This window comes from Collimonas sp. OK607, assembly GCF_900111995.1.
GTDB lineage: Bacteria > Pseudomonadota > Gammaproteobacteria > Burkholderiales > Burkholderiaceae_D > Collimonas.
Window position 1 is genome coordinate 136,254 of the sequence record NZ_FOKF01000008.1, and the last position, 19,257, is coordinate 155,510.

Below are 19,257 nucleotides of genomic sequence, written 5' to 3' on the forward strand. Positions count from 1 at the left end.
GCAGGATCGTCAGCTAGCGCAGCCAAGTCGAAATAATGGCTGCGACAGCCAGCTGGTACACTCGTACTTTTCTTGAATCATATGTCAGCACGCCCTAGCATTCGCCTACGTCTCCGAATCTCCGAATTACATCTTGCGCCCGAATTCGGGTAAGTTATCAGTATATTGGCGCGCTGGACCGTCACGTGTCGAGGTTCGCAAGCCTGAATCATTGCTTCATCTGGAAAGGGAAACACGTCGTGTTGCAGAATATTTTCACCTTGATTATCGAAACTATCGCCAGCGTCCTGGGCGGAGTCTTGTTACTGCGATTCTGGATCCAGGCGGTGCGGGTGCGGCCGCCGCAACAGTTGGCGCAGTTCATCTTTACCCTGTCTGACTGGGCTGTGCGTCCAATGCGGCGCTTGTTGCCCGGGGTTGGCGGCTACGACTGGGCCAGCCTGATCGGCGCGGTCCTGGTGGCCGTCATCTGCATCTTGCTGGAGCTGGGCGTCAGGTCGGCATTGAATGCCACGTTGATTTTCAGCCTGTCGGCGCTGCTGTTTTTCCAATGGGTATTTTATGGACTGATCGCGTTATTGATTATTGAAGCGATCTTCAGCTGGGTGAATCCGAACGCACCGCTGGCGCCCTTCGTACGTGCGCTGAATGAGCCGTTGCTGCGGCCTTTGCGCAGGATTATCCCGCTGATCGGCAATATCGATCTGTCGCCGCTGGCAGCGCTGATACTGCTGAGGGTAGTGCACCAGCTGGTGATCTATCTGATCATGTCGCTGACGTAAGTCATACATGGGCCACAAGGCGGGGGCAGGTACAGCTGTAGCGTCCGTGCAGGGCCAAAGACTGCATGCATGGTGCTCCGATATTACCGGCGGCGTCAGGCTGGCGCTGCAGGTAACGCCCAATGCCAGGAAAAGCCAGGTCATAGGCCCCCAGGAAGACGTACTCAAAGTGCGCTTGCAGGCGCAACCCATTGAGGGTAAGGCAAACGAAGCGTTGATTCGCTATCTGGCAGAGCTGCTGGATGTGCCGCGCAGCAGGATTGTGATCACCCACGGCCATACCAATAAGCGGAAAATCGTCGAGGTGCAAGATGCGTCATTGACAGCAGATGCCGTCATTCGCAGCTTGCTGGCTTTGGTCGCATAGGCGGGGCGCAAAGAAAAACGGCTTCCGAGGATAAGTCGGAAGCCGCGAGTCTGAGTCTGGTGTCGACGCCAGTTAAGCGTCCATCTGGCTTTGCAGATAGTTCTGCAGCCCGACTTTATCGATCAGGTCGAGCTGGGTTTCCAGCCAGTCGATATGTTCTTCCGTATCTTCGAGGATTTCCACGAAGAGTTCGCGCGATACGTAATCACCGGCTTTTTCGCAAGCGGCGATGCCTTCCTTGACAGTCTTTTGCGCGCCTTGCTCCAGCTTCAGGTCGCACTGCAGCATCTCCGGCGTCGATTCACCGATCATCAGCTTGTGCAATGCCTGCAGGTTCGGCAGGCCATTCAGCATCAGGATGCGGTCGATCAGTTTGTCGGCGTGCTTCATTTCGCCGATCGATTCTTCGTATTCCTTCTTGCCGAGCTTTTCCAGGCCCCAGTGCTTGTACATGCGGGCATGCAGGAAATACTGATTAATTGCAGTCAGTTCATTGGTCAACTGCGCATTGAGCAGCGTGATGATTTGTTTTTCGCCTTGCATGGGAACCTCGCTATGTTAGGGATGCGGAGTGCGCAGCGATAAAATCTGGGATTTCTGGACTTTATGCTGGCTTCTCACGTGATCGGTATGCCGCTCAACTGACAAAACTAACCGGCAATCACCGAAATCGCAGCCATGATAGCGCATGCCACGGGCATTTTCATCATCAGATAGCGCGAATCATTTTCATTGTGATTTGTACATGCCTACTTGGCGTCTGGATCGGTAACAAAGCCGATTTTTCCAAGTCCTCCGGATTGGGCCGCTGCCATGACCTGGGCCACTTTTTCATATTGCACGGTACGCGCTGCGCGCAAATGCAGCTCAGGCTGCGGCTGTTTTTGGGCCGCAACGGCAATCCGCGAATTCAGCTCGTTACGATCGATTGCTTCTTCATTCCAGAACAGTTTGCCGTCGGCATCGATAGACAGATTGATGTTTTCCGGCTTGGTCTGATCCGGCTGGTTGGTGGCACGCGGTAAATCAATTTTTACCGCGTGATTCATCACCGGAATGGTCATGATGAAAATAATCAACAGCACTAGCATGACGTCGACCAGCGGCGTGGTGTTGATCTCCGGATTGAAATCGTCGTCCGAATCGGACAGGGAACCCATGCCCATCATGCACCTTTCACAGCGACCAGTCTGGCGCCATTGTTCGAACCGTTCGGATTGTCGGATTCGGTATTGCTTGAGCGGGAACCGGTAACAAACAGCGCATGCAGGTCGAAGCCGAATTTATTCAGCTTGGCGATGATGGTTTTATTGCCGCGCACCAGCGCGTTATAGCCGAAGGTAGCCGGGATCGCCACGGCCAGGCCGAGCGCAGTCATGATCAGCGCCTCACCGACCGGTCCGGCGACCTTGTCGATACTGGCCTGGCCGGAGGTGCCGATCGATACCAGCGCATGATAAATGCCCCAGACCGTGCCAAACAAGCCGACAAACGGCGCGGTCGAGCCAACCGACGCCAGTACCGCCATGCCGGCCTGCAATTTGCCTGAGACTTCGTCAATCGCCTGGCGCAATGACAATGTGACCCAGTCGCTGACCGACAGCTGGTCGTGCAAATGTCCTTTGTGGGCGGCGTGATGGCGCATCGAGGAGACACCGGCCTGAGCCACTTCGGCAAACGGGTTTTCTGTGCCCAGCGTGGCAATGCCTTCCGGCAAGCTGGTGGTATCCCAGAACTGATGGCCTGCGGCATGCGCGGCACGTTGGAAGCGCAGGATTTGCAGCGCCTTGGTCAGGATCACATACCAGGATGCGATCGACATCGCCACCAGCAGCACTGCAACGCTTTTAATGACGAAATCACCCTGGCCCCAGAGCGCTTCCAATCCGTATGGACTTACTTCCATGATGATTCCCCTTGTAAACTGTAGATGGACTGCGTGTAGATGGACTGCGGTCGCTCTGGCGAAACGCCAGATGCGCCATTGACTAATTGGATAACTGGAAATTGATAGGGACGATGGCAAATACCGGCATCGGCTTGCCGTCTTCCATGTAGGGCTTGAACAAAGCCCGCATTACCGCCTGTCTGGCAGCGTCATCCAGACGGCTTGAGCCAGAAGACTTTTGCACCTCGGCGCGTTCGGCGCGGCCCTTTTCGTTGATCAGAACGCGGATGATCGACTTGCCTTCTTCGCCCATGCGCTTGGAGACGGCGGGATATTTCACATCGGGCGGTTGGATATATTCGACTCCGGACGTGATGGTGCGTGGCTGGGGCGCAGCTGCAGCAGGTGCGGCCGGCGCTGCGGCCGCAACCGGCTCTTCGCGCTGCGGCGGTTGCGGAGCCGGCGTCGGCACTGAAATGGCGGCTTCCGACGGTGTGTTATTGATGACCGGCGTAGGGCGCGGCGGGGTGATGTTCTTCTTTACGACAGCGACGGTCTTTGGTGCAACCGGCGTAGGTGCGGCCGGCTGTGGTTTTGGCTGTGTTGGCTCTGGCGCCCTTTCCGGCGTGATGAAGCTGGCGAAGATTTCCTTCGGCATGGCTTGTGCGGCCTGATGGATCAGACCGCTTTTCAAGGCCCAGAAAAAAGCCACATGCAGCAGGAGGATGGCTCCCAATGGCCCGATACGTCTGACTTGTTTCCATGCAAGCGCAGGATATCTGATTGCTGCTGACGACATAGTTAAGCTTACCCGGCGAGATTACGCGGCCTGTATGTTTTGTTGAAACACCATGGCTTGAACATGTCGCAGGGCAGCGGGCGCCTGGTTGCCGAGGCATTCGCGCAATACGCTTTTTGCGCAGGAACGGCACTTCCCGCAGCAGGTGCCGATACCCAGGTTTTCGCGCAATTCAGACATGGAAGACATGCCCTCATCGACAGCCTGTCGAATTTTTCGATCCGATACGTTATTGCAGACACAAACAATCATTTTGCACCTTACTGCCATAGTTAAAAGGCAGATTAAAAAGATAGAAATCGGCCGACAAAGATGTTCTTGCGGCGGTTATTAACACTTATCCGGTATTGCGCGGTACTGCTCGATACTGCTTCAGCACACCCTGTTTGCTGCCACGAATCTGCTGAACAGATTGTATTTTTCCGGCTGCGGCATGGTGTTCTCTACTACTGTTCCCCACTGCTCCGACAACTGCAGGCAGGTTGCGCGTAATACCGGCGCCAGGCTCGGTAAATCTGCCAGCGCCTTCAAGTGGCGCTCAATCACCGAGGCCAGCTTGACGCAACCGCTGGTTTCCTGGCTATGCGCGGTGTAATGCGACATCAGGTGCAACACTGCCGAAACCAGCAGCTCTGGCTGTGCCGGTGCGCCGTTCGGCTCCACCAGAGCCTGGTTGATTTTTTCCGAGACCATCAAGCACTCCTATATCAGTATCTTGCTGGCTGGCGGCTACGGCGGGCGGGCTACGGTTAACTAAATACGGCCAAATAAAAACTACAGTGCTTAAGCGGTCAGGATCAATTTGTTCAACTGCGTCAGCCGCAGCTTATAAATCCGGCCGCCGTGATCGATTTCCAGCTCACGCATTTGCTTGAACAGATCCTGGCTCTTGATTCGCGTGACTGCTGATGCAACTGACTTCGTGATGCTGGACACAGGTGTTTTTTCAACTTGCGCTTCGCGTCGTATCGTCTGGCTCATTATAGTCCTTTCTGTAAATGCGAACAATTCGTATTTGTATTATTAGCCAGCTAGACGGGGAATGCAAGCGCTTTTGGTGGCAGCGTTGAGTAATTGTGAGGTGATGCCGAATAGGCAATGCCTGGCGTTACGCATAGTGCGATGCACAAAAGAAATATTGCTTGTAGGGGATGTCAGGTTTGGCTTCCCGAGGAAGAGGGACAGGGCGTCCGGCCAAACTGACTGATGCAAAACCAGCGCAAGGAATGCGCTGGTTTTATTGTGGATTGCTGAGTGAGACTATGTTATTCGTTCGTTGTTCTTTGGCTATTATTCGGTCTTTGGCTTGGCCGCTTCACGGCGGTTAAAGCCCGCCACCATATCAAAGCGGAACAGGCGGCATTCCAGTGCGCCATTGAAGAAAGGCGTTTTGCGCGCTTCTTTCAGGCGTAATAACTTCGGCAAGCTCAGGTCGGCAGAAAACAGAAATACGCTCCAGCCGGCAAAGCGCTGTTTCAGCGTGGTGCCGAATGCGCTGAAGAAGGCAGTCAACAAGTCATCGCTGGTCAAGGTACTGTCGCCACGCACGCCGATCCGTTCTCCGTACGGAGGATTGGTCAGCATGATACCGTGCTCGGCATCGCTTGGCGGTTTGACTTCCTGTGCTTCGATCTGCTTGATCGGCACTTCAAACAGGATGCCGGCGTTGCGCAGATTGTTCGCCGCAATGTGCACCATATCGCCCGAGATGTCGCTGCCGAAGATGGTCGGCGTGGTCGGCAGCGGATGCGGCTTGAAGCTGCCTTTGATCGCCAGCCATTTTTCACTTTCGAATTCGTTGAATTTCTCAAACGCGAAGTGACGGCGCGCACCGGCCGGAATACCGGCCAGGATTTGGGCCGCTTCGATCAAAATCGTGCCTGAGCCACACATGGGGTCGAACAAGACCGTGCCTGGTTTCCAGCCGGAGGTACGCAACAGGCCGGCGGCGAGATTTTCGCGCAACGGTGCATCGCCGGTTTCGGCGCGCCAGCCGCGCTTGAACAAGGCTTCGCCGGAGGTATCGAGGTACAGCGTGAAGTTATGGGCATCGAGAAAGCCGACGATACGCATGTCCGGCGTGCCGGTGTCGACGGAAGGCCGTTCATTGCACAGGTCGCGGAAACGGTCGCAGATGCCATCCTTGATCTTGAGCGTGGTGAATTGCAGGCTGCGTAAAGGCGATTTCACGGCGGTGACGTCAACCCGGATCGTGTGGCTGACCGGGAACCAGCTCTCCCACTCCTGCTCCAGCGTCATGTCGTAAATATCGTTTTCATTCTTATAGGCGCCATGCGTCAGGCGCAGCAACACCCGGCTGGCAATACGCGAGTGCAGGTTGATGCGCCAGGCATCGCTCAGCAAGCCGGAGCAATGGACGCCGCCGGGCACCTGGGTGTGGACCTTGAGGGTAACGGCGGGCGCACCGAACTGTGCTATTTCATTCAGCTCTTCGGCTAATGCCCCTTCCAGCCCGCGTGGGCAAGGGCAAAAATAGGAGTGTTTATCAGTAGATTTATGTGACATGGGAGACCTTTTATCCGTTGTACTGCATTTGCGATACTACAAATTTGCGTAAGGTGGGCACCAGGCGCCCACCTTACAAAATAACTACCTGGCGAACGCGCGTTCTACAAAATCCAGCCGGTCCTGGCCCCAGAACGGCTCGCCGTCGACTACGTACCAAGGTGAGCCAAAGATATTGGCGGAAATCGCATCCTCGGTGAAACGATCGAATTCGCTCTGGACGCTGGCGGTTTCGGCCGATTTCAGCAAGGTCTTGCCGTCATGGCCAAGCTCCGAGGCAATCGCGATCAAGGTGGTGTCATCGGCGATATTGCGCTGTTCGGCCCAGACTGCACGCATTATAGCGCCGGTCAATATCATGGCGGCTTCCGTGCCGTGCGCCAGTTGGGTTGCAATGATCAGTTTTGCGGCGTCGTCGCTCTGTACCGGGAAGAAAGTCGGTTGCAGGTTCAGAGGTACTTGCAGGTATTCGCTCCAGCGCCGCAGTTCTTCCAGCCGGTAGGCCTGGCGCTGAGGCGCACGTTTGGCCAAAGGCAAGCCGCCCGAGGTGTTGAAGACCTTGGACAAGTCGCAGGGTTTTATTGCGATTTTTACGTCGTACTGCTTCGACAAAGCCTGCAGGCGGGCATGCCCCAGGTAGGCGAACGGCGAGTGCGGCGCAAAATAATATTCACAGAGCTTGCTCATGGCTAATCCTCGGACGGTATTAGAACGGTTTGACAACTACCAGGATAACGATGGCCAGCAGCAACAGGACCGGTACTTCATTGAACCAGCGGAACCAGGTGTGGCTGCGGGTATTCACACCGGTTTCAAATTTCTTCAGCAAGCTGCCGCAGGCATGGTGATAGCCGATCACGAGAATCACCAGGAATAATTTAGCATGCATCCAGCCATTGCCAGGACCTTTGCCGATGCCGTAACCCAGCCACAGCCAGGCGCCGAACACAATCGCCGGCAACGACAGGATCGACATGAAGCGATACAGTTTGCGCGCCATTAGCAACAATCTTTGGGTTGCCGCGGTATCTGTTTCTTGCGCCAGGTTGACCAGGATTCTTGGCAGATAAAACAGGCCGGCGAACCATGAGGCGATGAAGACAATATGCAGCGACTTGATCCAAAGCATGGAGATTCCTTTTTTGATTATTACGGGAAGGGTGAATTCGATTGTATATAAGACAAGAATACTGGCGAATCGGTTCTACAGATATTGGGCAATAGCGTAATCCGCCAGGGTTTTCCGCTGTGACATTGCGGAATGCCCCCTGGCCCTGACGCAAAGAATGATTCAGGGCCGTAACCGCGGTAGCGGCAAGTACTTCAAGCTACCTGGCGCGCGTTGCGCGTTGGGCATACTTGTTACTCGCGTACTTCGCCGTGCCCGAACACCACATATTTTAGCGAAGTCAAGCCTTCCAGGCCGACTGGTCCGCGCGCATGCAATTTGTCGTTGGAGATGCCGATTTCAGCGCCCAGGCCGAATTCGAAACCATCCGCAAAACGAGTCGAGGCATTGATCATCACCGAGGCAGAATCGACTTCGCGCAAGAAACGCATCGCCCGCGAATGATTTTCGGTGACGATGCTGTCCGTATGCTGTGAGGAGTAGGTGTTGATATGGGCGATTGCCTCATCCACATCGGCCACGATCTTGACGGACAGGATCGCCGCCAGATACTCGGTACTCCAGTCTTCTTCGGTAGCGGCGGCCAGGTGAGGATAGCCAGCCAGGATGGCGCGCGCTTCATCGTCGGCGCGCAGTTCGACTTCTTTAGACTGGTACAGCTTGGCCAGCTGCGGCAATACCTGCGGCGCAATTGCACGCGCCACCAACAAGGTTTCCATTGTGTTGCAAGTGCCGTAACGATGGCATTTGGCATTGAAGGCGATCTTCAGGGCTTTGTCGAGATCGGCCTGATCGTCTATATAGACGTGGCAGATGCCATCGAGATGCTTGATCATCGGCACCGTGGCTTCCTTGATCAGGCGTTCGATCAGGCCCTTGCCGCCGCGCGGCACAATGACGTCGACGTATTGCGGCATCGTGATCAGGGCGCCAACGGCAGCACGGTCGGTGGTGTCGACCACTTGCACCGCATCTTGCGGAAGGCCGGCGCCGGCCAGGCCTTCTTGTACCAGCTTGGCCAATGCCTGGTTGCAATGGTGGGCTTCGGAGCCGCCGCGCAAAATGGTGGCATTACCGCTCTTGATGCACAGGCCGGCGGCATCCACGGTAACGTTGGGCCGTGCTTCATAAATGATGCCGATCACACCCAGCGGTACCCGCATCTGACCTACCTGGATGCCGGTGGGACGGTATTTCATGTTCGAGATTTCGCCGATCGGATCGGGCAGGGCGACAATTTGCTCAAGCCCCGCGATCATGGTGGCGATGGCTTGCTCCGAGAGTGTCAGGCGGTCCAGCATCGCCGGCGCCAGGCCGTTGGCGCGTGCCGTTTCCAGATCGATCTGGTTAGCTGCGCGCAGCAGGTCGGCATCGCGCCGGATGGCGGCGGCAATCAGGCTCAGTGCGCGGTTCTTGACGGCGCTGTCGGCACGCGCCATGGCGCGCGATGCAGCGCGTGCACGTTGTCCGACTTCGGTCATGTAGTGTTGGATGTTCATATGTTCTATCAACTATCAAATATGTGCGACTTTTAAACCTAACTGCAATAAAGCATCCCAGGCATCGCCGGAAAACGCTTTGGCACGCAAACCTTTAACCATCTTGTCGATTTGCGCCGCGTCTTTCAATGCCGCTTCCAGCGTCGCCAGGCTCAGGCGTCGCAGCGCCGGCTCCATCAGTTTTTCGCGCGGCCCCCAGATGCGATATTCCTTCAACAACGCGGATATCGGGCGTCCCTGGCTGGCTGCCGATTTTAATTTCAACAAGGTGCGGATTTCTTCGGAGACCGCCCATAGCACCAGTGGCAGCGCTTCGCCTTCACCTTTCAAGCCGTCCATCATGCGCACCAGGCGCGCCGTATCGCCGACCAGCATCGCCTCATTGAGCTTGAAGACATCATAACGCGCGACGTTGAGGACTGCATCGTGGCACTGCTCGAAACTTAGTTTGCCGGGTGGATGCAACAAAGCCAGTTTCTGGATTTCCTGATGCGCCGCCAGCAGATTGCCTTCGACCCGATCGGCAATGAAATCCAGCGATTGCCGGTCTGCGCTTTGTTGCTGGGCTGCCAACCGGACACCGATCCAGTTAGGTAAATGGGCCCGCTCCACCAGCGGAATATCGATATACACAGCGCTTTGCTGCAGCGTGGCCACCCAGGCCGCCTTTTGCGTCGCCCAGTCCAGCTTGGGCAAGCTGATAATGGTGACGTTGTCGGGATTGAGCGTCGCGGTATAGTTTTGCAAAGCCTGGCCGCCATCCTTGCCCGGTTTGCCGGTCGGGATGCGCAACTCGATCAGCTTTTTATCGCCGAACAGCGATTGCGACTGATTGGCAGCCAGCAGCTCTCCCCATTTGAAGCTACGGTCGACCACCAGCACATCGCGCTCGCTGCAACCGTTACTGCGCGCGCTTTTGCGTATCTTGTCGGATGCCTCCAGCGCCAGCAGATGCTCGTCGCTGGTGATCACGTACAAGGGCGCCAGGGTTTTCGCCAGATGACCGTCGAGCGCGTCGAACCGCAATTGCATTAACTGACCTTTAGCTGGTTATTTGACAGGAACGGTAGCCGGCGCGGTATCCGGAGCGGCTGCTGGCTGATCTGGCTGGGTTGGCTGCGCTGTCTTGAGCACTGCCAGGCGGCGCAGAACCTGTTGCACCATGTCGCTTCGCATGTCGCGGTATAGCAATACCTCTTCCGCAGCCTTGGACAATTCTTGCGACGAGTTATAGCTGATGTCGCGCTTCAATGTAATCAGAGTCGCCGGCAGCAATTCCTTTTTTTCCGCGTCAGTCACACGGAAAGTCAGTCTGTAATACAGCATATATTCGCTCGCGCGGCCGGAACTGTTGGTGGTCAGGATGATTTTCTCTTGGGTTTCGCCAAGTACCTCCAGTATCACTTCGGCACCTGTCGCAGTCGGCAGCACTTGTGTATTGCCGCTGGCCAGGATATTGCGTTTCAACTCGATTCCCAGGGGCGAGTTGGCGCCAAACGTCATGTACAGAGACTTGAATGGCAAGTTAGCCGAACTGCGTAGATGAAAGCCGCAGGCGCACAGCATCGCCGTCATGATCAGTATCAATGGCCAGCGCAGCCATGTGCCGGAATCTGCAGGCATTCTGAGAGGCATTCTATTCAACATTCGGACATTCCTTGTTTCAAGATTGAAGGCCGGACGCATGCATCCGGCCTGCTTTGGAAGTACTTGCGAACCAGTACATTACGCAACGATATTGATCAGCTTCCCAGGCACCACGATGACTTTCTTCGGCGGCCCTTCGAGATATTTCTGAACATTTTCGTTTGCCAGCGCTGCAGCCTCGATGCTGGCCTTGTCGGCATCCTTGGCAACGGTGATGCTGCCGCGCAGCTTGCCGTTCACCTGGATCATCATTTCAATTTCGCTCTGTTCCAGCGCTTTGTCGTCCACCTGCGGCCAGCTGGCGTCAAGGATGTCGCCATGTGCCGCGGCAAAGCCGAGTTCCTGCCACAGCGTGTGGGTGATGTGCGGCGCCACCGGATTGAGTACGCGCAGGAATATCGACAAGCCTTCCGTCAATACCGCGTTGCTGGCCGGCGACTGATCGAGTTTGGCAGCTTCCAGGGTGTTCAGCATTTTCATGCAGGCCGAGACCACCGTGTTGTACTGGATCCGCTTCAAGTCATGGTCGGCTTGCTGCAAAATCTTGTGCACTTCACGGCGCAGGGTTTTCTGGACATCGCTCAATCCGGAAAAATCCGTAGCGACGCCTGGCGCAATGCCACTGGCACGGGCGAAGCTGAATGCCCAGACCCGTCGCAGGAAACGATTCGCACCTTCCACGCCGGTACCCGACCACTCCAGGGTTTGCTCAGGTGGCGAGGCGAACATGGTGAACAGGCGCGCCGTGTCGGCGCCGTACTGGTCGATCTGGGCTTGCGGGTCGATACCGTTGTTTTTCGACTTTGACATCTTTTCGGTACCGCCGATTTCAACTGGCGCGCCGTCCGTTTTCAGGATGGCCGTCAACGGCCGGCCCTTATCGTCAAATGTCAGTTCGACATCTTCCGGGTTATGCCAGATCTTCTTGCCGCTGGCATCTTCGCGGAAATAGGTTTCGTTGAGTACCATGCCTTGCGTCAGCAGGTTGGTGAACGGCTCGTCGAACTTGACCAGGCCGAAGTCGCGCATGACCTTGGTCCAGAAACGGGCGTACAGCAAATGCAGCACGGCGTGTTCGATGCCGCCGATGTACTGGTCCATCGGCATCCAGTAATCGTTGCGGGAATCGACCATGGCGTCGTTGCTCTTCGGCGAGCAATAGCGCATGTAATACCAGGACGAGTCGACGAACGTATCCATCGTGTCGGTTTCGCGCCGCGCCGGCTTGCCGCATTTGGGGCAATCGACATGCAGGAATTTTTCGTTTTTGTTGAGCGGATTACCACTGCCATCCGGCACGCAGTCTTCCGGCAGGATCACCGGCAGATCTTTTTCAGGCACCGGCACATCGCCGCACTCGCCGCAGTGGATGATCGGGATCGGGGTGCCCCAATAACGCTGGCGTGAGATGCCCCAGTCGCGCAGGCGATAGGTGATCTTCTTTTCGCCGAGACCGTGCGCTGCCAGGTCGGCAGCAACCGCATCGACTGCTTGCTGGTAGTTGAGGCCATCATATTTGCCAGAATCGATGCAGACGCCGTTTTCCTTGTCGCCATACCACTCATGCCAGCTTTCGTCGGAGTAGGTTTTACCTGGTACCGCGATGACCGGGCGAATCGGCAGCACGTATTTCTGGGCGAACGCGAAGTCGCGCTCGTCGTGCGCCGGTACACCCATGACGGCGCCGTCGCCGTAGGTAATCAAGACGTAATTGCCAACCCATACTTCGATTTGCTGGCCGGTCAGCGGATGCGAGACGTACAAGCCGGTCGGCATGCCTTTCTTTTCCATCGTTGCCATGTCGGCTTCGATGACGCTGCCCTTTTTGCATTCGGCGATGAATTCAGCCAGTTCCCGATTGCTCTTGGCGGCAAAAGTAGCCAGGGCGTGTTCCGGCGCCACGGCGCAGAAAGTCACACCTTTGATGGTGTCGGCGCGGGTGGTGAAGACCCACAGTTTGCCATCCTGGATCAGCTGGCCGTTTTCTTCGATCTTGTGCGGGAAGGCGAAACGCACACCGGTCGATTTACCGATCCAGTTGGCCTGCATCAGGCGTACGCGTTCAGGCCAGCCCGGCAATTTGGTTTCTACGTGTTCCAGCAACTCTTCGGCGTAATCGGTGATCTTGGCGTAGTACATCGGGATTTCACGCTTTTCGATCAGCGCGCCGGAGCGCCAGCCGCGGCCGTCGACTACTTGTTCGTTGGCCAGCACGGTCTGGTCGACCGGATCCCAGTTCACGGTACCGGTCTTTTTGTAAATGATCCCTTGTTCCAGCATCTTCAGGAACATCCACTGGTTCCACTTATAGTATTCCGGCGTGCAGGCGGTCATTTCACGCGACCAGTCGATCGCCAGTCCCATCGCCTGCAACTGTGTCTTCATGTGGGCGATGTTGGCATAGGTCCATTGCGCTGGTGGTACGCCATTGGCCATGGCAGCGTTTTCCGCCGGCATGCCGAACGCATCCCAGCCCATCGGCATCAAGACGTTGTAGCCATTCATCCGCAGGTAGCGGTACATCACGTCATTGATGGTGTAGTTACGCACATGACCCATGTGCAGCTTGCCGGAAGGGTAGGGCAGCATCGAGCAGGCGTAGAACTTCTTTTTGTCCTGGCCGTTCTTGTCCTTGGCATATTCGACGGCCTTGTAGGCGTCTATGGATTGCCAATAGTCTTGCGCTGATTTTTCGACGTCGGTTGGGCTGTATTTTTCTTGCATGACGGGAGCTAAAAGGTGAATGTTATTCCGCGTTGCAAAGAGAACAAGGCGCCAGGTCGTCTGCAGTAAAGGTCACCGTAGTAAATCGTACGGCAGCCGGGACGAATCTGATAGCTTTGGTCGTTGCGAATCGGAATGGGAACTTGCTGAGCCAATATTCTTGGCATCCGAACCGGTGATTATACTGGTTCGGATGCCGCTTTAGCGTACGGTACACGTGGAGTCACGTGATACTTGATGGTTGGCTGGAAAACCGAGCCGGTTCAGGCAGCGTTGAATGTGCTCGAAAAGCCTGTCAGGGCGGCCTGGATTGCGCGTTCTGTCAGTTCGATGCGTTTACGCGCTTCCGAGCGCTTATGTGAGGGAATTTCTTGCAGGTCGGGAGCAGCAATGGCGTCGCACGCAAGCTGATATTCACCGTCCGGGCGGCGGATAGCCCCTATTTCTTGCCAAAAATCATCATAATCAGCGAGTACCTTGCCTGTGCGGATTTGATGGAACATGACCCGATTCTGATTTCCCACCAGGATCAGCTTCTTGCAGCCGTAGACACGGCCGATTTCTCGCACCAGGCGCAGCATCAGGCTCTTTGGCCGCAGCCCGAACATGTCGCGGGTGGCGCTGCGCACTCGTTCCTGGGAATCGCTGCCGCGCGGACCTTGCAGGCAACCTATACCGACGCATGGGACCAGTTCACTGCCATAGAAAGTGAAGGCGACCGAGAACAAGAGTTTTTGATCGTTGCACAGGTCAAGTGTCAGTTCGCCTTCGCGGTCCAGTCTTTCAATCGCCGACAGCCGCAGTTCATAGGTAGTCCCGGATTTGCCGCTGAAGCTGCCTAGCAACAGCGGTGCCTGGGTTGCGTGCAGGATCAGCGGGCCGAGACCTTGCCGGAAAATGAAGTCATAGTGGCTCACCAGAATATTCAACCGGTCCTGGCTGCGCAGGCGCAACGACTGGTAGGGACGGTAGATTTTTTGCAACAGCCTGGGCGTAGCTTGCGCCAGCCTGGCATGCATCGGCGTTGTATTCCAATAGGCCAGCCAGCGTTGCGTTTGTTGATAATGCAGCACAGTGCGGACGCTCAGTTTGAGTAGTTTGGCGAAGTAGGACAGGCCGCGCGGCGAGTGCGTCAGGCAAGTGTATAGCGTAATGCGCGGCCCGCTGTTGCCGATTCTCGGAAAGGGCGGCCGCAAATACAAAAGATGGGATATTTCCGACAGCAATGTCAGGTTTTGCAGGCGGCCGTTGAGAAATCTGATGGTCTCATGGCTGACCAGCTTGCCGTACCTGCTGTTCATGGCCAGCATTATCGCCAGGGAGACCAGACCGGCGCCAAAAATATCCAGCGGATAGTGCAATCCAAGAAAGATCTTGGCCCAGCTGACGGCAAGCGACAGTATCACCAGCAATACACCGACCCATTTGATCTTGATGGCTTTTGCCGTCCACAGCGTCAATCCGGTGGCGAGGATGACGGCAATCGTGACGTTAGGCGAAACACAATGCGCGCTTTTGGCCTGGTACAGGTAATTGTTCCACGCGTCTGGCACCAGGGCGCTCCAGAGTAGCGCAATGACTTTGCTGGCCAATACCGCGGCAGCTGTCGTGACGATCGCTTTGAGAGAAAGGCGGCGGGTAGTCCGACTGCCGCTAATCCATAAGGCGACCAGGCTGGTCGGCACCAGATATACCCCCCATTCAGCGATTGCCAGCGCCAGCATGAACGGAATGCCGATGTATCCGGCAGGAGCATTGAATGTCGACCACAACAGGTGATTGTACGAGGACAGAGTCATGTGCCTGGGCGATTAAAAGGGGGTGTGGAATGGTGCAAAAAACATGATCAAAATGCGATCGGATAGAGCGGTGTTCGCTTCGTGACTTTTGTGACACATAAAGATACAAATAAAAATAGGATGTTACATGCAAATCTGCGGAGGAGCATCGTTTGATGAAATTATTAAATTGCCAAGAAGAAATTAATGATGCAGACGCGAAATGCGGGACTAGCGGAGGGAGATTGTGGAGAGGTAGATGTGATGCGGGCAGGGACGAACCCGGTAAGGCCAGGTGGCCACCGGGTGCGGAGAATTACTTTGGAGAGAGTGGTTTGTTGAAGGCCAGCTTCAGAATGCCACAAACAGTTTGTCGGTGGTCGCGGATATTCAGAGATTCAGCGCAGGCCCAGCACGTCCTGCATGTCGTACAGGCCGCTACTCTTGTCGCGCAAGAAACGTGCGGCGCGTAAGGCGCCCTGTGCGTAAGTAACGCGGCTAGAGGATTTGTGCGTGATCTCTACGCGTTCGCCGATACCGGCAAACAGCACGGTATGGTCGCCGACAATATCGCCGCCGCGGATGGCGGCAAAACCGATAGAGGATGGATCGCGTTCCCCGGTGATGCCTTCGCGGGCATAGACCGCAACGTCGTCCAGCTTGCGCCCGAGTGCATCGGCCACGACTTCCCCCATCATCAGCGCGGTACCGGATGGTGCATCGACCTTATGACGATGATGGGCTTCGATGATTTCGATGTCGTAGCCGTGGGAAAAGCTCTTGGCTGCCATTTCCAGCAATTTCAGCGTGACATTGACGCCGACGCTCATATTGGACGCGAACACGATGGCAGTCTTTTTTGCCGCTGCCGCGATCGCCGCCTTGCCGGCTTCATCGAAGCCGGTGGTGCCGATAATCATCTTGATGCCATGGGCGGCGCAATAGTCGAGATGCTTCAGCGTGCCCTCGGGACGCGTGAAATCGATCAGATAAGCTGCCTGCGCCAAGCCCTTGGCCAGATCGGCTTCAATCAGGACATTGGCCGGCTTGCCCAGGAATGCGGCGGCGTCAGTTCCTAATTCCGGTGCATCCGGCATGCCCAGCGCACCGCCCAGCTGCGCATCGTCGGCGTTCTGAATTGCTTCAACCAGCATGCGCCCCATGCGCCCCGATGCACCTGCAACGGCTATTTTCATCTGAGTCATTGTTAATTCGACGATCTGAACAGTTGGTTAATTTTGATGACTTAATTACTTAATTGGTTTTGCCTGGCACCGGTGCGGCAGGCGCGGTTGGCGCCATTTCCAGGTTCTTCAGGCTCTTCTTGGCTTCTGCGGCGCCGCCTGAAATTCTATCCAGATAGTCGTTTTCGGTAGGCAGGTTACCGCCATCGACGCGTGCCAGCAGGTTGCCGTTGAAGAAAACGCTGACGCGGCTGGTGGTGACTTCGCCATTACCCTTTTGCAGGCGAAACACGTAATCCCAGCGATCTTCATGGAACAGATCGGTCACCAACGGCGTACCGAGTGCAAAACGCACTTGTTCACGCGTCATGCCTTCTTTAACTTGTGCCAACATTTCTTTCGAGACAAAGTTTCCTTGCTGGATATCTATCCGATAGGGCGAAAAAATGCCCAGGAAGCGGCGATGCTTTACGGTTTGAACCCCGCTGGTGTCAGCAGCGGCAGCGGCTGCAGTGTCTGCGGCGGTACCGGTGGGCACAGTAGCAGCGGGCTGGTCAATCAGCGGATTCTTCGATGCGCAACCGGCCAAAGCGGCCATGAAGACAACTGCAGCGGTCAAAGTGGAGGTACGTACTGGGGAGAGCAACATGCGCATAAGGATCTCAATTGATTGAGCAACAGTGCTAAAACGCTATATGATAAAGCAGATCGTGCGACACGTGTGTCGCTTAACGCCGGAAGTTCACGGCAAGTATTAGAAGCTGTACCTCTCCGCAAAACGTGCGATAAAGTCTTGATTTTAAAGACTATTATCGTAGGCTCTCTAACTTAGGTTATCAAGGGCTATATCTTTTCGTCTAACGAAAAGACGTTTAATTACCAGGCGCAATGCCAAAAAAGACCGGTCCTTGATCATGTGAAACGGGTTTGATTACCGTCTTCACACGTTCCTCACGGGTTATTTTGCTCAAAAAGCTGGCAAAGCGTTGTCTCGCCACAACAAAATTTTCCTCTATTAAATAAATATTTTGTAGGCAGGCGTCCTCTTACCGGAAGACGTCAAGGCAACCCGTTCGTGGGTCTAAAACAAGCGGAAATCAGCAATGAATACAAAGAGCGCAAAGCTCTGAGATACCTTGTCGTACTCATCCATTTTGAAATTGAAATGGAAGATGCTACGACCGGATGTACGACCATTCGTAACCTAATCAAGCATGCGTCACTGGCAACGGTGGGGTGTGAAGCCTTGATGACAATGTACCCTTGAGACGTTTTCAGCATCGAATTCATGCGAGTGAGTCGATGGATACTACCAGCAGGAAGGTGGTTAAGGGGCTAGGTTATTGCTGCATGGACAACGTAATGTGAACTGTCGTTTGAACCCTCTCAATTATCGAAAGGCCCAACCTGCTGTTGGCCTTAACCAAAAGGTGTGTGATTGGTTACTCCCTTGGTCTGTGGGAGTACGTCGTCATGTAATCACAGGGGGATAGACAGGTCCTAAACAGCGAGTCGCGATGTTTCTGTCGCGCACGGTATCTTAGAGAACGTGGTAAGCCTCACTCGCCGTCTTCAGGTCATCGAAGGCAAGCAAACCGCAAGGGATGCCCATGGCGGAGGAGGTATGGGATTGCGGAAAAAGCGAACGCCAATCTGTAATGGATTGGATAGAGATTCAAAATTTGTCTTGACCTGAAAAGGTGCAGACTTCCGCATGGTGGTAACAGTCATGAAGCAATTTGAAATGATTCAATAGCGTGTAATTTTTCAACGCCCCGAAGGGATGCAGTTTATCCCTTCGGGGAGAAGTTGCGTCCTCGGCGGGCAACACCATTCCGAGGTACAGCATGAAAATAATTCACGGCAAGAGAGTGAATTCTGCGTCCTCACATGTTCCTAACGAATGGACTTCCATTGACTGGAAGCGAGTTCAGAAGAACGTGAGAGTCATGCAGATTCGCTTAATGAAGGCAACGCAGGTCGGCGATTGGCGTAGGGTGAAAGCTCTACAAAGAGGGCTGACCCACTCGTTCTCGGCTAGAGCATTGGCAGTGAAACGGGTGACTGAGAATCAAGGCAAAAACACCGCCGGTGTAGATCGCAAATTGTGGAACTCTCCACAGCAGAAATACGATGCAATTGCTACGTTGAAAAAGCAACGGTATAAGCCCCTGCCACTTCGGAGGGTTTATATTCCAAAACCGAATGGGAAGATGCGGCCTTTGGGCATCCCCACCATGAAGGATCGGGCCATGCAAGCCCTGCATTTGCTTGCACTGGATCCGGTTTTGGAAACGTTGAGCGATCCGAACTCGTATGGGTTCCGGAAAAATCGTTCAACGGCCGACGCGATGTCTCAAATATTTATCCTGACAAGCCGGAAGGGTTCGGCCCGATGGGTACTAGATGCAGACATCGAGGGCTTCTTCGACAACATCAATCATGACTGGATGCTCGACAATATTGGTATGGACAAATCGATCCTTCGGAAGTGGTTGAAATCCGGGGTGGTTGACCGGAAGCAGTTGCTCGCCACTACAGCAGGTACGCCGCAGGGCGGCATCATAACGCCACCAACAACAGAGCAAACTGCCGTATAAAATTGGGGCTGCGCATTTCAAGGGAGTGCCTGGCGCCGTGGTCCAGAAGCTGTTCTGACGTTGATGTGGATCTCGTTCTTGAGATGGTCACTCCCGCTGACAGGGAGGTGCAGAGATGACCCGAAGACGTAAAAATTGGCGTGTACGTTTGGCTTTCGAACCGAACCGCTATGCCCAAGAGCAGTTGCAAAAAACGTACGAGCAGATCAGTCCGATCGAAGCACGCGCAACGGCGCAGCCGTCCGATACGCGGCCTGCTGCGGCCAAGCAAGCGACCCTCAAGCGAGGTGCGCGATGAGCAAAGTTGCAATGATTGCGCTCTATGCGCGGGTAT

Annotated in this window: 20 protein-coding genes and 1 pseudogene; 4 read left to right on the plus strand and 17 right to left on the minus strand. The window is 55.2% G+C overall.

Features of this window, described 5'->3' with window-relative positions:
* The first annotated feature begins 239 nt into the window (after positions 1–239).
* Positions 240–782 (plus strand): YggT family protein, encoded by a 543-nt coding sequence (locus BM029_RS08200; protein WP_092415462.1) that lies wholly within the window; start codon positions 240–242, stop codon positions 780–782.
* Between the two features lie 46 nt (positions 783–828).
* On the plus strand, positions 829–1,149 hold the full coding sequence (locus tag BM029_RS08205) for a DUF167 domain-containing protein (RefSeq protein WP_244544959.1): 321 nt from the start codon (positions 829–831) through the stop codon (positions 1,147–1,149).
* A gap of 72 nt (positions 1,150–1,221) precedes the next feature.
* Here BM029_RS08205 and bfr read toward each other — a convergent pair whose 3' ends face one another.
* From bfr to BM029_RS08290, 17 genes are all read right to left on the minus strand, one after another.
* Positions 1,222–1,692 carry a bacterioferritin gene (bfr, locus tag BM029_RS08210; RefSeq protein WP_092415272.1) on the minus strand — a complete coding sequence of 157 codons (471 nt, stop codon included), beginning with the start codon at positions 1,690–1,692 and terminating at the stop codon, positions 1,222–1,224.
* Positions 1,693–1,898: 206 nt separating this feature from the next.
* A complete protein-coding gene (locus BM029_RS08215) occupies positions 1,899–2,315 on the minus strand; it encodes an ExbD/TolR family protein (RefSeq protein ID WP_092415464.1) in 417 nt (138 codons plus the stop codon).
* Positions 2,315–3,055 carry a MotA/TolQ/ExbB proton channel family protein gene (locus BM029_RS08220; RefSeq protein WP_092434570.1) on the minus strand — a complete coding sequence of 247 codons (741 nt, stop codon included), beginning with the start codon at positions 3,053–3,055 and terminating at the stop codon, positions 2,315–2,317. Before BM029_RS08220 ends, BM029_RS08215 begins: the two co-directional genes overlap by 1 nt.
* Before the next feature lie 82 nt (positions 3,056–3,137).
* Positions 3,138–3,836: an energy transducer TonB gene (locus BM029_RS08225; RefSeq protein WP_092434573.1), complete on the minus strand. Its 699-nt coding sequence runs from the start codon at positions 3,834–3,836 to the stop codon at positions 3,138–3,140.
* 21 nt (positions 3,837–3,857) lie between these two features.
* Complete coding sequence (locus tag BM029_RS08230) at positions 3,858–4,088, minus strand: (2Fe-2S)-binding protein (RefSeq protein WP_092415278.1); 231 nt, start codon at positions 4,086–4,088, stop codon at positions 3,858–3,860.
* A 120-nt stretch (positions 4,089–4,208) separates the two neighbouring features.
* Complete coding sequence (locus tag BM029_RS08235; RefSeq protein ID WP_092434575.1) at positions 4,209–4,529, minus strand: hypothetical protein; 321 nt, start codon at positions 4,527–4,529, stop codon at positions 4,209–4,211.
* A gap of 90 nt (positions 4,530–4,619) precedes the next feature.
* Positions 4,620–4,817, minus strand: a complete 198-nt coding sequence (gene hemP, locus BM029_RS08240; protein WP_092415282.1) for a hemin uptake protein HemP — start codon at positions 4,815–4,817, stop codon at positions 4,620–4,622.
* A gap of 309 nt (positions 4,818–5,126) precedes the next feature.
* On the minus strand, positions 5,127–6,362 hold the full coding sequence (locus BM029_RS08245) for a THUMP domain-containing class I SAM-dependent RNA methyltransferase (protein WP_092434578.1): 1,236 nt from the start codon (positions 6,360–6,362) through the stop codon (positions 5,127–5,129).
* An 84-nt stretch (positions 6,363–6,446) separates the two neighbouring features.
* On the minus strand, positions 6,447–7,049 hold the full coding sequence (locus BM029_RS08250) for a 2-hydroxychromene-2-carboxylate isomerase (RefSeq protein ID WP_092434581.1): 603 nt from the start codon (positions 7,047–7,049) through the stop codon (positions 6,447–6,449).
* Between the two features lie 19 nt (positions 7,050–7,068).
* Positions 7,069–7,491 (minus strand): CopD family protein, encoded by a 423-nt coding sequence (locus tag BM029_RS08255; RefSeq protein ID WP_092434584.1) that lies wholly within the window; start codon positions 7,489–7,491, stop codon positions 7,069–7,071.
* A gap of 233 nt (positions 7,492–7,724) precedes the next feature.
* Positions 7,725–8,990: a glutamate-5-semialdehyde dehydrogenase gene (locus tag BM029_RS08260; protein ID WP_092434587.1), complete on the minus strand. Its 1,266-nt coding sequence runs from the start codon at positions 8,988–8,990 to the stop codon at positions 7,725–7,727.
* Between the two features lie 15 nt (positions 8,991–9,005).
* Positions 9,006–10,022, minus strand: coding sequence for a DNA polymerase III subunit delta (gene holA, locus BM029_RS08265; RefSeq protein WP_092434590.1), 1,017 nt, complete (start codon positions 10,020–10,022; stop codon positions 9,006–9,008).
* A gap of 18 nt (positions 10,023–10,040) precedes the next feature.
* Positions 10,041–10,613, minus strand: coding sequence for an LPS-assembly lipoprotein LptE (gene lptE / locus BM029_RS08270; RefSeq protein WP_244544960.1), 573 nt, complete (start codon positions 10,611–10,613; stop codon positions 10,041–10,043).
* A 102-nt stretch (positions 10,614–10,715) separates the two neighbouring features.
* The gene (gene leuS / locus BM029_RS08275) at positions 10,716–13,361 is read right to left on the minus strand and encodes a leucine--tRNA ligase (protein ID WP_092434596.1); all 2,646 of its coding nucleotides are present in this window, start codon (positions 13,359–13,361) and stop codon (positions 10,716–10,718) included.
* A gap of 263 nt (positions 13,362–13,624) precedes the next feature.
* Positions 13,625–15,160, minus strand: coding sequence for a DUF535 family protein (locus tag BM029_RS08280; RefSeq protein ID WP_092434599.1), 1,536 nt, complete (start codon positions 15,158–15,160; stop codon positions 13,625–13,627).
* Positions 15,161–15,537: 377 nt separating this feature from the next.
* Positions 15,538–16,344 (minus strand): 4-hydroxy-tetrahydrodipicolinate reductase, encoded by an 807-nt coding sequence (gene dapB, locus BM029_RS08285; protein ID WP_092434602.1) that lies wholly within the window; start codon positions 16,342–16,344, stop codon positions 15,538–15,540.
* Positions 16,345–16,393: 49 nt separating this feature from the next.
* Positions 16,394–16,978 carry an outer membrane protein assembly factor BamE gene (locus BM029_RS08290; RefSeq protein ID WP_092434604.1) on the minus strand — a complete coding sequence of 195 codons (585 nt, stop codon included), beginning with the start codon at positions 16,976–16,978 and terminating at the stop codon, positions 16,394–16,396.
* Between the two features lie 1,192 nt (positions 16,979–18,170).
* On the opposite strand from BM029_RS08290, the pseudogene BM029_RS08300 reads away from it, so the two are divergent.
* Positions 18,171–18,914 (plus strand): annotated as a pseudogene (locus BM029_RS08300) (reverse transcriptase N-terminal domain-containing protein); the annotation flags it as partial.
* Between the two features lie 124 nt (positions 18,915–19,038).
* Positions 19,039–19,221 carry a hypothetical protein gene (locus tag BM029_RS25575; RefSeq protein WP_139217209.1) on the plus strand — a complete coding sequence of 61 codons (183 nt, stop codon included), beginning with the start codon at positions 19,039–19,041 and terminating at the stop codon, positions 19,219–19,221.
* Positions 19,222–19,257 lie beyond the last annotated feature (36 nt).

Bases quoted from the DNA above. Each gene is read 5' to 3' on its own strand.
- bfr (WP_092415272.1), bottom strand. From the start codon at position 1,692: ATGCAAGGCGAAAAACAAATCATCACGCTGCTCAATGCGCAGTTGACC.
- BM029_RS08215 (WP_092415464.1), bottom strand. From the start codon at position 2,315: ATGGGCATGGGTTCCCTGTCCGATTCGGACGACGATTTCAATCCGGAG.
- BM029_RS08220 (WP_092434570.1), bottom strand. From the start codon at position 3,055: ATGGAAGTAAGTCCATACGGATTGGAAGCGCTCTGGGGCCAGGGTGAT.
- BM029_RS08225 (WP_092434573.1), bottom strand. From the start codon at position 3,836: ATGTCGTCAGCAGCAATCAGATATCCTGCGCTTGCATGGAAACAAGTC.
- BM029_RS08230 (WP_092415278.1), bottom strand. From the start codon at position 4,088: ATGATTGTTTGTGTCTGCAATAACGTATCGGATCGAAAAATTCGACAG.
- BM029_RS08235 (WP_092434575.1), bottom strand. From the start codon at position 4,529: ATGGTCTCGGAAAAAATCAACCAGGCTCTGGTGGAGCCGAACGGCGCA.
- hemP (WP_092415282.1), bottom strand. From the start codon at position 4,817: ATGAGCCAGACGATACGACGCGAAGCGCAAGTTGAAAAAACACCTGTG.
- BM029_RS08245 (WP_092434578.1), bottom strand. From the start codon at position 6,362: ATGTCACATAAATCTACTGATAAACACTCCTATTTTTGCCCTTGCCCA.
- BM029_RS08250 (WP_092434581.1), bottom strand. From the start codon at position 7,049: ATGAGCAAGCTCTGTGAATATTATTTTGCGCCGCACTCGCCGTTCGCC.
- BM029_RS08255 (WP_092434584.1), bottom strand. From the start codon at position 7,491: ATGCTTTGGATCAAGTCGCTGCATATTGTCTTCATCGCCTCATGGTTC.
- BM029_RS08260 (WP_092434587.1), bottom strand. From the start codon at position 8,990: ATGAACATCCAACACTACATGACCGAAGTCGGACAACGTGCACGCGCT.
- holA (WP_092434590.1), bottom strand. From the start codon at position 10,022: ATGCAATTGCGGTTCGACGCGCTCGACGGTCATCTGGCGAAAACCCTG.
- lptE (WP_244544960.1), bottom strand. From the start codon at position 10,613: ATGCCTGCAGATTCCGGCACATGGCTGCGCTGGCCATTGATACTGATC.
- leuS (WP_092434596.1), bottom strand. From the start codon at position 13,361: ATGCAAGAAAAATACAGCCCAACCGACGTCGAAAAATCAGCGCAAGAC.
- BM029_RS08280 (WP_092434599.1), bottom strand. From the start codon at position 15,160: ATGACTCTGTCCTCGTACAATCACCTGTTGTGGTCGACATTCAATGCT.
- dapB (WP_092434602.1), bottom strand. From the start codon at position 16,344: ATGACTCAGATGAAAATAGCCGTTGCAGGTGCATCGGGGCGCATGGGG.
- BM029_RS08290 (WP_092434604.1), bottom strand. From the start codon at position 16,978: ATGCGCATGTTGCTCTCCCCAGTACGTACCTCCACTTTGACCGCTGCA.
- BM029_RS25575 (WP_139217209.1), top strand. From the start codon at position 19,039: ATGACCCGAAGACGTAAAAATTGGCGTGTACGTTTGGCTTTCGAACCG.